Origin of the sequence: Vibrio sp. NC2, assembly GCF_025195005.1 — a bacterium.
Taxonomy (GTDB): Bacteria; Pseudomonadota; Gammaproteobacteria; order Enterobacterales; family Vibrionaceae; genus Vibrio; species Vibrio splendidus.
On the sequence record NZ_JANVFC010000007.1, the window covers coordinates 166,800 to 179,136 of the forward strand.

Sequence of the window (12,337 nt, forward strand, 5' to 3'; positions counted from 1 at the left end):
TAGTTTAAGGAGAGGGTTCAGTTTCAAGCATAGCTAAACAACGATTGATGAAGTCTTCATAGTTCGACGCCTTGTCGTATTCGATCTTCAATGAACCGTGGAACATCAGGGTCACCGTAACGTCTCGATAGCTCAACCAACAGGTGTAACCATCGTAATCGTGCCACGCTACCATCTCGCCCAATTGATATTTACTATCCAACTGCTTACCAGAGGAGCGAATGCTATCGAACACTCTGAGAAACTCTAAAATGGTGATTCTATTGTCCATGTACCACTCCCGCTGCGCAGTCGATGAAAAATGCTAAGTGCTTGTATTCGAATTAAATACGGTTTGGTTCTGCATTACGATCACAGTGGGGACCTAGATACACGAGAGCCATTTCATTGGGCCGCTTTGTAGGAGGCAAGGAAGCCACATTAGATTAAGTCGTCTAAACTTAAAGTTTGTATGTAGTCAAAGCAGAACAATTTGGGCTCTAAAAAACGTTCTCTAAAATAAACGTAAATTAACCCTTTACCTCAACTTAACTTGAGGTATTAGGATATGCAACGTTGCTTACGAGAATACTTTAAGGAGAGAAGAATGATCCAACTTGAACATGTGAATTTAGTGGTAAAAGACATCCCAGAAATGCTGGTTTTCTATAAAGCGGCGTTCCCTCATTGGTATGTCCGTGACGAGGGAAAAGGGGAGTGGTCAGGTAAGCCACGTAACTGGCTGCATTTTGGCGACGAGTACCAATACATAGCAATAAGTGATCACGGTGAAGGTGAAAATAGAGATTTGGCAGGGCATTCGGTTGGCCTCGCACACTTCGCTTATGTGACCAATAATATCGAAAGCGTAACCAAGCGGCTTGTTGATGCAGGCTTCCCAATTGCCAAACCCGGTGCCGAAGAACCTTATCGTAAAAACGTCTATTTTGTGGATCCGGCCGGTTTTGAAATCGAGTTCGTTGAGTATTTGAGTGACGATCCAAAACTACGTAACGCTACAAGCTAGCCGTAATACGCCGCTTTATTAAAGTTGGTTAGCTGAATGAAAACGCGCTAGAGCATTTATAGAAAAGGGCATTGTGGAATAATCCGCAATGCCCTTTTTAGATCTATTTAATCGCTGATTAGCTAAATGGTATTCAGCTCTGTTATTTGGCTATCTACTTAGCTCTAAACGGCACCAACAGTTGTTTGCCAAACACATTGATAAGAGCACCCGTCACAATAAGGCCACCACCTAGGTAGGTCCAAACTGATGGAATCTCATTGAACACCCAAACACCTAATAGTGCTGAGAATACGATCTGAACGTATGAGTAAGCTGAAGCTTTACCTGCTGCTTGGGTTTGCATTGCTTTGGTCAAACCATATTGGCCGATCTGAGTGAAAATACCGACCAGAACCAGCATCATGGTTAAGAAAAGGCTAGGCCATACAAAGTCGTTCCAGATCAGGGCGGTCGATATTGGCAGAGCGACCAGTGGGAAGTAGAAGATGATCACCGAGCTGTCTTCCGTTTGGCTAAGCTTTCTTACAATCACATAAGCAATTGAGCTACCAAACGCGCCACACAACGCTAGCATAATACTGAATAGCGGCAACTCGCTGCTCGCGCCGCTGTTCATGCTTGGCTGTACCATTACCGATAATCCCGCTAGGCAGAATACAATGCATATCATGGTCGACTTTTGGACGCGTTCTTTCAGGAACAGTACGCCAAGTAACGCAGTAAATACGGGATGCACGTATTGCAGAATGGTTGCTTCTGCTAACGGAAGAGTGGTTACAGCGTAGTAAACACACATCAAGGCTGCGGTACCAATAGCGCCACGAACAAACAACAGAGGTTTGTTGTTGCCCCAAATAGAAATACGTTTGCGCTTCACATCGATATAACTGATGATCAACGACACCAAAGCCCTTGCTGCAACAATTTCAAATACAGGTATGCCGTAATTGCTAACGTATTTCACACAAGCTGACATCAGTGCGAATCCAAAAGCAGAAAGGATCATGAACCGAACCCCTACAGGGATCAGTGAAAAAGAGAAAGAAGGCATAAAAATATCAATTGGTTGAGGGGAAAAGGAATCATAACGTAGTTTAGAAGAGCCGACCAAAGTCTTTGTCCTGTTCTGGTCAACTTGATTCAATTAATTCTCATTTCAGTTCTGTTCAAAACTCATCCCGCATAACATCGGCGATAGCTCAGTTTTATAAAATCAGCATCAACAGAAGGTGACGCTAATTCAACTCTGATTTATCCGTCGTTTTAATTGTCGTTCTTATTCATATCATTCTTGTGAATTTATAATGAGAGATATGTTCTATGAAACCAATCAATACCCTACTCATATCCGCACTTGCCGTTTGTTCTTTTAGCTCAGCCACTTATGCTGACACTATTTTGCATGCTTTCAATTGGAAGTATTCGGACGTAACGGCCAACGCCGATCAAATTGCACAAGCTGGCTATAAGAAGGTGCTTGTTGCACCTGCGATGAAGTCTAGCGGCAGCCAATGGTGGGCGCGTTACCAACCTCAAGATCTGCGTACCATTGATTCACCTTTAGGCAACAAACAAGATTTAGCCGCAATGATTGCCGCACTCAAAGGTGTGGGTGTTGATGTGTATGCCGATGTGGTGTTGAACCATATGGCGAATGAAAGCTGGAAGCGAAGTGACTTGGATTACCCAGGCACTGAAGTGCTAAACGATTATGCGAGCCGTTCAAATTACTATGCTGATCAGACTCTGTTTGGCAGCTTAGCGCAAGGTTTTGTCTCGGCTAACGATTTCCATGCCGCAGGCTGTATTTCAGATTGGAACGATCCTGGTCACGTTCAGTACTGGCGTTTGTGTGGTGCCGATGGCGATGTAGGCTTGCCTGATCTCGATCCGAATAACTGGGTGGTTTCACAGCAACGTTTATATCTGAAAGCGCTAAAAGATATGGGGATCAAAGGTTTCCGTATTGATGCGGTAAAACACATGAGCCAGTACCAAATCGATCAGGTATTCACGTCTGAAATTACTGCGAACATGCATGTGTTCGGTGAAGTTATTACCAGCGGTGGATCAGGAAACAGCGGCTATGAGTCATTCTTAGCGCCGTACCTGAATAATACTAATCACTCCGCGTACGATTTCCCGCTGTTTACGTCGATTCGCTCGGCATTCTCAATGGGCGGTGGTTTGAATCAACTGCATGATCCTAAAGCGTACGGCCAAGCATTGGATGACAATCGCTCAATTACTTTTGCGATCACACATGATATTCCAACCAATAACGGTTTCCGTTACCAAATTATGGATCCACAAGACGAACAGCTTGCTTACGCTTACATCCTTGGCAAAGATGGCGGTACGCCGTTGATCTACAGCGATGACCTACCGGATTCTGAAGACAAGGATAACGGTCGTTGGGGCAATGTTTGGAATAGCTCGAATATGAAGAATATGCTGAGCTTCCATAACGCGATGCAAGGTAAATCAATGACGATGATCTCGAGCGACCAATGTACTTTGTTGTTTAAGCGTGGCAAAGAAGGCGTTGTTGGTATTAACAAGTGTGGCGAAACCCGTGGCGTGACGGTTGATACCTACCAACATGAATTCAATTGGAATGTTCAATACAAAGACGTATTAAGCAGCGCGACAGAAACCGTGACTTCTCGTTACCACACCTTCAACTTACCGCCACGCAGTGCGCGTATGTTTAAGCTTTAATGTTTGCTCAATAAAGTGAAACATCACGGGTAGATAGAATAAGCCGCAGTATTTGCTGCGGCTTATTGTTTTGTAAACGAGTCGTTTGCAACTGGCGCGTTTTTACGAGCCAAATGTTTAGAAAGGCGAACGACTATTGGCAATGGCGAACTGTTGGTAAAGCTCCGCTACTTCGATTGGGTTGAACTCGTCTTTGTAAGTCAACTCACTCAGTCGGTGTGTGATGTTTTGTAGTTCATGCGAACGTTGCTGAGCACGCTGCTGATAGCGTTTGAATGCTTGCTCTGTACCTTCAAAATTAGAGGCAATGCTTTGTGCCAATACGTAAGCGTTCTCGATGCCCAAGCTGAAACCGATACCCATGGTCGGCAGCACAGCGCAACAAGAATCTCCCAGTAGAACAGCATTGCCGCGATACCAATTATCAAATGGGGCGACATCGGTGAGTGGAGAAGGCAAGATCTTCGATTCAGGTGTATCTCGAATCATATCCAGTAAATAGCTCGGGTAGTGAGAGAATTGCTCTAACACGGTTTGTTTAGACAGCGTTTCACCTTCTTGAACGGCACACGCGGCAAACCAGTATTTACCTTGGGTTTCTCGGTCGTAGGTGTAGGTTACGATACGAGATTTATCACCCGCAAAAACATAACACTCATCATCGCTGATTTCAGGTGCTTTGAAATCAATCTCACCACGGCAACAATAGACGTTCGGTTGTCTTAACGACACATCAGGCGCGACAAACTTTCTCACTTGAGAGAACACGCCGTCGGCACCCACAATAATATCCGCATCAATGGGTTCGTCATTGATCAGAATCTGCGGCTCATCGTCGTTTTGAACAACAGTGCAGGTTTGGTTAGTGTCGATGCAGTCATCTCCTAGCTCATTTAATAGCAGTTGGTATAAACGGCTGCGGTGAAATAAACCAATTGGCGCGTTAGCTTTACTCGGAGAGTCACTCATATTAAGTGTGTTGATGGGCAACCCTGTCGCCGTTAATGTCGAGATGGTATCGACTTGGTTGCACGCAGCTTTGACTTTATCGACACCAACCAGTGCCGCAAGTACTTGCATGCCTTCTGGCCACATAATGATGCCAGTACCGTCAGCACGTGGTTGTGCTGCTTTTTCGTATGTTCGAGCTTTAATACCAAATTTACGCAATGATAATGCAAGTGCCAAGCCATTCAGCCCCGCACCAATAATTGCGACTTTTAGACGTTGTTGTTGTTGTTCCATGACTTTCTCCTAAGAATAAGATGCCAATATCTGTGTACTGGTTCATAGGGCGTAAGATAGGTCATTCGAATCGATAAATAAACGTTATAAATTATAAGGTTAATGCAGTTTTAAAAAATGAGGCATCGATCCCCTAATAATCTTGAATAACACCAAACCAATGGTTCTGATGGGATAGTGATTTAAGCAACTCGATCTCTTTTGCTGTCTCTTCCCTAAGCCATTCAATAAGGTCATTGATGATAGGCGTGTGAGTACGCTGGTGCATGAAGTAAGTCCACGCACTGTGTTGGATCTTTGCATTCTTAGGGCAGTACAAGAAGCCTCGTTGGAGATCTTGTTGTACTAACAATAAATCCGTGACCGTAACCCCTTCACCGGATAAACAGGCACTGAGTGCCATATCTAAAGACAAGAAACTGGTATTTCTGACGGGTTTCTTTGGTGGGAATTCAACATCGGCCAACCACACTTTCCAGTCGTGATGATCTAAGGTCGGGTGCAACCGTGGCATGGTTAAGATCGAATCGAGGTCGGTGTCTTTACTCGTTAAGTTGGTCGAATTAGTTAAATTGGCAGAATTCGTTAAGCTAGTCGAGCAGACCGGCGCCATGAACTCTTCACGCAAGAAGGTGATGTCAGGTGCCTTGTCATAGCGCTTTTTGAAGCGCGTGTGGAAGATCAGTAGATCATACTCACTACTATTAATCGATTCGTCTTCTTCAATTACAGGAACAATGACGATCTCATGATCTTGATAACGCTCGTTTAATTCCCTGACTTTAGAGATTAATACTCGCGTCGCGAAACTCAAGGTCGCTTTGATCACAATACGTTTCTGCTTGGGCTCACTCCAAGAGGCGATGACAGCTTCGATATTGCCGTAGCTTTCTCGCAAAGCTACATACAAATCATGACCTTGTACCGTTAATTCAATCGCTCGATGCTTACGAATAACCAGTGATGCGTTTAACTCATCTTCAAGCTGTTTGATCTGTCGGCTGATTGCACTTTGTGTCACATGCAGCTCTTCGGCAGCCAGAGTAAAGCTCATCAGCCTTGCAGCAGCTTCAAACGCTTTTAAGCCATTATGTGAGGATGGCAAGCTAGGATATGGGGTCATAATTCGTTCGCATGAGTTTATGGAATGTTAGAGTCGCAAATTTATCAATTGAACGCCAGCCTCATCGATCGTATTTTGGGCGAAATTACCTGAGGCGCTCATGAAAAAAATACTTACTCTTGCATTCCCTTTGATCATTTCACAGCTGATATCCATGGCTTTAGTCCTTACAGATGTTTGGATGATGTCGCGAATCAGCGTGTCAGCCCTTGCGGCTGGTGGCTTAGGCGCCTCTATCTACTTTTTCATCTTCATTATTGCGAGCAGCACCGTGGGTTGTGTCGCGAACCTGATCGCGATTGCTTATGGTCAGCGCGTCGCACGCCCAGAATTTGGTAATACGCAAATTAGATTGGCTGTGAAAGGCGCAACCATGTTGGCATTCGTGCTCAGCGTGACCTTAATGGCCAGCTTCTGGTTTGCTCCGTTGGTATTAGAAGCAGCCAAACAGCCGCCAGAAGTGATCACTTTAGCCATGGAATATGTACACGCCTTGAAGTGGGTGATGTTGCCTTCGCTTATCTTATTGGTGCTTCGCGGCTTAACCAGTGCGTTTGGCAATGTGCGCTCCATTCTTGTGATGTCTATTATCACCGTAATTCTGAATGTGCCAGTCAGCTACTTCTTAACCTTCCAATTAGACATGGGCTTAACGGGTTTAGGGCTAGGTACGGCTATCGCGGCATTTATCGTGATGGTTGGATACACAGTTTGGGTATTCAAGCGTGACGAATTCAAGCAGTTCGCCCCTTGGTTAAACACAGAAGAGTATTCAATCAAGTTGATGAGCCCGCTTTTAATGATGGGTTTACCTATCGGACTAGCAGCATTGCTTGAGCATGGCCTCATTTACGGCGGCACCTTGATGGCGGGAACGATCAGTATTGCTTCGCTAGCCTTACACCAAATTCTACTGCAATGCTTAAGCTTTACTTGGAACTTCAATTTCGGTTTCTCACAAGCTGCGGCGATTTTGGTGGGGCGTGATTTCGGTGCGGGAAACTACGAAGGTATCAAAAGAACCTCGATTCTCAGCTTTATCTTGGTGTCGGTGTTGAGCGTTGCGTTGTCTGCCGTGTTCATCATATGGCCGGAAATGATCGCGTCTATCTTTAAGCTGGACGATGGCACGGGTGCGATGACTTCACTATTGGCTTCTGTTATCTGGGTAGTGGCGTTGTGCTTTATTGTTGATGCTTGGCAACTATTGGCGATTAACTTGTTGAGAGGGATGAAGATTGTCTCCATGCCAACGGTGATGACTGCTATCGGTTACTGGATATTTGGCCTACCTGCCGCTTGGTATTTGATGCCAAAATTTGAATTGGCAGGGATCTGGGGTGGAATCGGCGTTGGTTTGGGCGTGACAGGTATTCTGCTGCTTATCCAATTGATGCGTGTCATTCAAAAGAACAACCAATCTCCAGATTTGTCGAATCATGCTTATACGTGATTTGCTAATGGTGTACTGAACACAAAAAAGCCGCAGTCATCATAATGACAGCGGCTTTTTGTTGTCTATTCAGATTATCCCTTTTCTGGGGGAGATGGGAAGAATCAATATCAGAATTAGGGGCAGCTATTGTCTACCAGACGATTTATTGCCAAACTATTTTCCACCAGACTACTTTCCACCAGAGAGCGCAGACTTCATCATGGTTTTGAACTGCTCTTTCTGCTCTTCAGTTAACACATTATAAATGTTGTTCTTGAGACGCATCTCTTGCATCACCATCGACTTCTCGGTTGCTTGAACGGTGTCGATGATCTTTTCCATCTCGGCTTCATTGAAATCAGGTTGAGTCACAAGGCTGATCTGTCTCTTCTTGAGCTCGATCGCGCTATCCATGTCAATCTGTGTTCTATCAGATTGGTAGCCTTCAACAAGGGAGATGACTTCCGCGTGTTGCTCTTCGCTTAGGTTTAAAGAAGCAATAACCATTTGCAGTGGGCTCACTGCGGGTTGTGGCGGTTGTTGTGGTGATGAAGCACTCACAAACGGAGCGGTAACGAGTAGAGCTGAAGCAGTTAATACACAAAGCGACTTTTTCAGTGATTTCATTGAATTTCTCCTGTTAGTGGAAACATGAGTATAGATGGCGAAGCTGAACTCGATATGAACACGCTGTTCAGTTAAGTGTGCTCAACGATTTATGTTCACTTAAATTCGTTCAGATAAGTACCTTCAAGTAAGTAGAGAGTGGGTTAGACCTTGGTCTTACAGAAACTGAGCGTAAAGGTGACTAGAATGATTTGAGTTGCTCACCGTTTTATCAAGGAATACACAAATGGAAGTTGGATTGTTCTGGGCTGAAAAAGGAATGTTAGTGCTTGGCGCACTGTTTGTTTTGACGAGCATGATGCAGTACGGAAGACGCAGTAGCGATTGGAAGGGCGTGATTACGATGTTTTATAAGCGTATCCCAATGAGTATCGCGGAATACAAATGGTATCGTTTGGGTATCGCTTTATTGGTGTTTGCTGTGGTTATACGTTTCGCATTACTGATCCTATGGCCTTCATATCAGTTCTAGTTATTCACATTACGTCTCTTATTATGGCTACATAAAGCCGATAAATGAATGAGCAAACCTAGCCTTAATAAACTCACTTATTAAGGCTACCATTTCATAAATTAGCTCTATTACTCTACCAAAAGTGCTATTACTCTATAATGACGAACGGTTATTACCTTTGTAGCATATTGTTTTTCATGAAGAATAATGCCGGATAATAGCTTACCTGCTTGTTTCATCATTCTTACTAATAATCTACACATAAATCCATTCACCCCGTACCTGATACCATAATGTTCTGTTACACTCGACCGAATTAGCTTTAATTTGTCGGTGGTGCATTTATGTCGTTCCCAGTTCTTATATGTGATGATTCTGCGTTAGCAAGGAAGCAGATGGCTCGATCACTGCCTAGTTCTCTAAATGCAGATATAACTTTTGCTGTTCATGGGCTTAATGCACTTGAAGAGTTAGCTCAAAACCAATTTAAATTGATGTTCCTCGACCTCACCATGCCGGAATTAGACGGCTATGGCACTTTGGAAGAGATGCAACGTTTGGGTGATACCACGCCCGTTGTCGTTGTTTCGGGTGACATACAACCAAAAGCACAACAGAAGGTTCTGGATCTCGGCGCCAAAGCGTTTTTACAAAAGCCAATCGATAAAGAAGCGCTAAAAGCTATTTTACGTGAGCATGTCGAGCCGCCAAAACAGCCTCAGATCATTACTCCAACCGCCTTAGAACTGCCAATACTTCGCAGACGCGATATCTATATGGAAGTCGCGAACGTGGCGATAGGCAGAGCAGCCGATGCATTGGCCCGTCACTTTAATGTATTTGTTCATTTACCACTGCCGAACGTCAACATCTTCGAAGTGAGTGAATTGCACATGGCACTTCGTGACCTAGCCGACAACGACCAAGTGTCGGGTGTTTGCCAAGGCTTTAGCGGAGAAGGCATTGCAGGCGAAGCATTAGTCTTGTTGAGTGATTCTAGTGTGAGCGATCTTAAGAAGCTCATGAAGGTACCAACTGAAAGCGAGCAGCTAGAAGAGTTAGAGTTGCTGATGGATGTGTCGAACATCTTAGTTGGTTCATTCTTGAATGGGTTAGGGGAGCAATCAGAAGTTCGTTTCTTCCAAAGCTCACCTGTGCTGCTTGGGCAACATATCTCGATTGATTCTGTCATTGAAAATACCAGCGGCTCGTTTAAGAAGACCATGACCTTTGAAGTCAGTTACAACATTGATGGCACTTCAATCCGTTGTGACCTTCTATTTATGTTCGTTGATGAGTCTCTGCCTCTTCTAGACAACAAATTGGCCTACCTAATGGAGGAGTTTTAATATGCTGAATCTTCCTGCTGAATTTGAACAGTTCCACTGGATGGTGGACATGGTTCAAAACGTCGATATGGGGCTGGTGGTCATTAACCGTGATTTTCAGGTACAAGTCTGGAATGGTTTCATGACGCACCATAGTGGTAAGCAATCGCATGATGCGATCGGTAAGTCGATCTTTGAACTGTTCCCTGAGATCCCAGAAGAGTGGTTTAGGCTGAAAACCAAGCCAGTCTACGATTTAGGCTGCCGTAGCTTCATTACATGGCAACAACGGCCTTATCTGTTTAAGTGTCGTAACGTTAGGCCTGTAACTCAACAAGCTGATTTCATGTATCAGAACGTGACGCTAAACCCGATGCGCTCACCAACAGGACAAGTCAGTTCATTGTTCTTGTCTATTCAAGATGCGACTGCAGAAGCGTTAGTCTCTCAAAAGAACTAACACTGCTCTATTTACTAAACAGCACTTTTCTATGTGTGTATTAGCATCAGTCTAATCAGCGAATAAAAATGGCTAAGGTTAATTACCTGAGCCATTTTTTTGCTTTTATTCTTCAAATCTTATCTTTTCCCCCAGTTTTTCACGTCAACCAATCCTCTTTTTTTGAGCGCTTTGCAGAGTATTCTAGGTTACATGAACGAAAGGGCGACGACGAAACGTGCTTTTGGAGCCGTAATGCTATGGGTGAGTAGAAATTGGATTTATAAAGTCCAAGCTTGAAAGCTTCATTTAATGGAGTGCGAGGGCTCGACTCTCAAACCCAAGTGAATATTGGTCTCTAGATTGAGTCCTTTTCACTCTACTTTTCCAAGTGACCGCAAAACAGAAACGTCACGAGATTAGCCAATTTGGTCAAAAACAGATAAAAATTGGAAAATAATCGAATTTATTTAAGAAAAAAGGCACTTTTTTATTGGAGAAAAGTGTGGTTTTTATGTGATTTCGAGGCACTTTCTTCACATATTTGCTTTGTGAGGGGGACATTACGTAAAAAAGGGACGAAAACGGTTGCGCAATAAACCAACAGTGTTTGCGTGAATGGTTCGCTAAGTTATTAATTAATAAGAATTTAGTTGGGAAGTGTAACTGAGAGGGTTTTAGCGGATATGGAATCTTTGAGAGGATAGCATAAAAAAAAGTGAAATATCAGACTTGCTGTTACTAAATCACGACCTATAATGCTGAAAACCGGAGCGTCTGCCAACGCTCCGGTTTTTTTGTGTCCGAAGAAAAGTAAACTCGTCTGCCAACGGTTTTACTACGCATTTCGCGAGAGACACATAATTTTATGAATCAAGGAAAACACCATGCGTATCGAACAAGAACTTAAGTTAGGTTTCAAAGATGTACTCTTCCGTCCGAAGCGTTCTACCCTTAAAAGCCGTTCTCAAGTTGAATTAACCCGCGATTTTACATTCAAGCATAGCGGTCGTCAATGGTCTGGTACTCCAGTAATTGCAGCTAACATGGATTCGGTAGCAAGCTTTGAAATGGCAGCTGCTCTAGCAGAGCACGGTGTTATGACTGCAGTACACAAGCACTACACAGTAGAGCAGTGGGCTGAGTTCGCTAAAACAGCAGACAAGAAAACACTGAACAACGTATTTGTATCAACAGGTACATCTGAAGCTGAGTTCGAGAAAGTTAAGAAGATCATGGCTCTTAGCGAAGAGTTTGTATTCATCTGTATCGATATCGCTAACGGTTACTCAGAGCACCTTGTTGAGTTCGTACAGAAAGTACGTGCAGAATTCCCGACTAAAGTTATCTCTGCGGGTAACGTTGTAACGGGTGACATGGTTGAAGAGCTAATTCTAGCTGGCGCAGACATCGTTAAGGTTGGTATCGGCCCTGGTTCTGTTTGTACTACACGTGTTAAAACAGGCGTAGGTTACCCTCAACTTTCTGCAATCATCGAGTGTGGCGACGCGGCACACGGCCTTGGCGGCATGATCATCGGTGACGGTGGCTGTTCATGTGCGGGTGACGTATCTAAAGCGTTCGGCGGCGGTGCTGACTTCGTAATGCTAGGCGGCATGCTAGCAGGTCACTCTGAGTCAGGCGGTGAAGTTGTAGAGCAAGACGGTAAGCAATACATGAAATTTTACGGCATGTCTTCACAGTCGGCTATGGACAAGCACTCAGGTGGTGTTGCTAAGTACCGTGCTGCCGAAGGTAAAACTGTTTTACTTCCATACCGTGGTTCAGTTCATTACACGATTTCTGACATCCTTGGTGGTGTACGTTCAACTTGTACATACGTAGGCGCAGCAAAGCTTAAAGAGCTAACTAAGCGTACGACTTTCATCCGTGTACAAGAGCAAGAGAACAACGTATTCGGTAAAGAGTAATCTGAACGAGTTCGAATAGTTTGAA

12 protein-coding genes are annotated in these 12,337 nt (G+C 44.1%); 7 read left to right on the forward strand and 5 right to left on the reverse strand.

Features of this window, described 5'->3' with window-relative positions; translation table 11 throughout:
* Window positions 1-4: 4 nt before the first annotated feature.
* A complete protein-coding gene (locus NX845_RS11965; RefSeq protein WP_061022003.1) occupies window positions 5-271 on the reverse strand; it encodes a DUF3081 domain-containing protein in 267 nt (88 codons plus the stop codon).
* Window positions 272-586: 315 nt separating this feature from the next.
* Between NX845_RS11965 and NX845_RS11970 the strand changes: the two genes are divergently transcribed.
* The gene (locus NX845_RS11970; RefSeq protein ID WP_029224260.1) at window positions 587-1,006 is read left to right on the forward strand and encodes a VOC family protein; all 420 of its coding nucleotides are present in this window, start codon (window positions 587-589) and stop codon (window positions 1,004-1,006) included.
* A 154-nt stretch (window positions 1,007-1,160) separates the two neighbouring features.
* Here NX845_RS11970 and NX845_RS11975 read toward each other — a convergent pair whose 3' ends face one another.
* Window positions 1,161-2,060 carry a DMT family transporter gene (locus tag NX845_RS11975; RefSeq protein WP_083994900.1) on the reverse strand — a complete coding sequence of 300 codons (900 nt, stop codon included), beginning with the start codon at window positions 2,058-2,060 and terminating at the stop codon, window positions 1,161-1,163.
* A 269-nt stretch (window positions 2,061-2,329) separates the two neighbouring features.
* Here NX845_RS11975 and NX845_RS11980 point away from each other — a divergent pair, with 269 nt between their 5' ends.
* On the forward strand, window positions 2,330-3,730 hold the full coding sequence (locus NX845_RS11980; protein WP_065681684.1) for an alpha-amylase family protein: 1,401 nt from the start codon (window positions 2,330-2,332) through the stop codon (window positions 3,728-3,730).
* Window positions 3,731-3,847: 117 nt separating this feature from the next.
* Here NX845_RS11980 and NX845_RS11985 read toward each other — a convergent pair whose 3' ends face one another.
* Window positions 3,848-4,975, reverse strand: coding sequence for an NAD(P)/FAD-dependent oxidoreductase (locus NX845_RS11985; RefSeq protein WP_065681685.1), 1,128 nt, complete (start codon window positions 4,973-4,975; stop codon window positions 3,848-3,850).
* 133 nt (window positions 4,976-5,108) lie between these two features.
* The gene (locus NX845_RS11990) at window positions 5,109-6,098 is read right to left on the reverse strand and encodes a LysR family transcriptional regulator (protein ID WP_065681686.1); all 990 of its coding nucleotides are present in this window, start codon (window positions 6,096-6,098) and stop codon (window positions 5,109-5,111) included.
* A gap of 100 nt (window positions 6,099-6,198) precedes the next feature.
* Between NX845_RS11990 and NX845_RS11995 the strand changes: the two genes are divergently transcribed.
* Window positions 6,199-7,551: an MATE family efflux transporter gene (locus NX845_RS11995; protein ID WP_065681687.1), complete on the forward strand. Its 1,353-nt coding sequence runs from the start codon at window positions 6,199-6,201 to the stop codon at window positions 7,549-7,551.
* A 171-nt stretch (window positions 7,552-7,722) separates the two neighbouring features.
* Here the strand turns inward: NX845_RS11995 and NX845_RS12000 are convergent, their stop codons facing one another.
* Window positions 7,723-8,160: a Spy/CpxP family protein refolding chaperone gene (locus NX845_RS12000; protein WP_065681688.1), complete on the reverse strand. Its 438-nt coding sequence runs from the start codon at window positions 8,158-8,160 to the stop codon at window positions 7,723-7,725.
* A 226-nt stretch (window positions 8,161-8,386) separates the two neighbouring features.
* Between NX845_RS12000 and NX845_RS12005 the strand changes: the two genes are divergently transcribed.
* From NX845_RS12005 to NX845_RS12020, 4 genes are all read left to right on the forward strand, one after another.
* Window positions 8,387-8,632: a hypothetical protein gene (locus NX845_RS12005; protein ID WP_004731665.1), complete on the forward strand. Its 246-nt coding sequence runs from the start codon at window positions 8,387-8,389 to the stop codon at window positions 8,630-8,632.
* 326 nt (window positions 8,633-8,958) lie between these two features.
* On the forward strand, window positions 8,959-9,963 hold the full coding sequence (locus tag NX845_RS12010; RefSeq protein WP_004731662.1) for a response regulator: 1,005 nt from the start codon (window positions 8,959-8,961) through the stop codon (window positions 9,961-9,963).
* Window position 9,964: 1 nt separating this feature from the next.
* Complete coding sequence (locus tag NX845_RS12015) at window positions 9,965-10,402, forward strand: PAS domain-containing protein (RefSeq protein ID WP_004731659.1); 438 nt, start codon at window positions 9,965-9,967, stop codon at window positions 10,400-10,402.
* Window positions 10,403-11,268: 866 nt separating this feature from the next.
* Window positions 11,269-12,312 carry a GMP reductase gene (locus NX845_RS12020; protein WP_004731658.1) on the forward strand — a complete coding sequence of 348 codons (1,044 nt, stop codon included), beginning with the start codon at window positions 11,269-11,271 and terminating at the stop codon, window positions 12,310-12,312.
* The last annotated feature ends 25 nt before the right edge of the window (window positions 12,313-12,337 follow it).

Excerpts from the sequence above, each read along its gene's own strand:
- NX845_RS11965 (WP_061022003.1), bottom strand. The coding sequence starts at position 271 with ATGGACAATAGAATCACCATTTTAGAGTTTCTCAGAGTGTTCGATAGC.
- NX845_RS11970 (WP_029224260.1), top strand. The coding sequence starts at position 587 with ATGATCCAACTTGAACATGTGAATTTAGTGGTAAAAGACATCCCAGAA.
- NX845_RS11975 (WP_083994900.1), bottom strand. The coding sequence starts at position 2,060 with ATGCCTTCTTTCTCTTTTTCACTGATCCCTGTAGGGGTTCGGTTCATG.
- NX845_RS11980 (WP_065681684.1), top strand. The coding sequence starts at position 2,330 with ATGAAACCAATCAATACCCTACTCATATCCGCACTTGCCGTTTGTTCT.
- NX845_RS11985 (WP_065681685.1), bottom strand. The coding sequence starts at position 4,975 with ATGGAACAACAACAACAACGTCTAAAAGTCGCAATTATTGGTGCGGGG.
- NX845_RS11990 (WP_065681686.1), bottom strand. The coding sequence starts at position 6,098 with ATGACCCCATATCCTAGCTTGCCATCCTCACATAATGGCTTAAAAGCG.
- NX845_RS11995 (WP_065681687.1), top strand. The coding sequence starts at position 6,199 with ATGAAAAAAATACTTACTCTTGCATTCCCTTTGATCATTTCACAGCTG.
- NX845_RS12000 (WP_065681688.1), bottom strand. The coding sequence starts at position 8,160 with ATGAAATCACTGAAAAAGTCGCTTTGTGTATTAACTGCTTCAGCTCTA.
- NX845_RS12005 (WP_004731665.1), top strand. The coding sequence starts at position 8,387 with ATGGAAGTTGGATTGTTCTGGGCTGAAAAAGGAATGTTAGTGCTTGGC.
- NX845_RS12010 (WP_004731662.1), top strand. The coding sequence starts at position 8,959 with ATGTCGTTCCCAGTTCTTATATGTGATGATTCTGCGTTAGCAAGGAAG.
- NX845_RS12015 (WP_004731659.1), top strand. The coding sequence starts at position 9,965 with ATGCTGAATCTTCCTGCTGAATTTGAACAGTTCCACTGGATGGTGGAC.
- NX845_RS12020 (WP_004731658.1), top strand. The coding sequence starts at position 11,269 with ATGCGTATCGAACAAGAACTTAAGTTAGGTTTCAAAGATGTACTCTTC.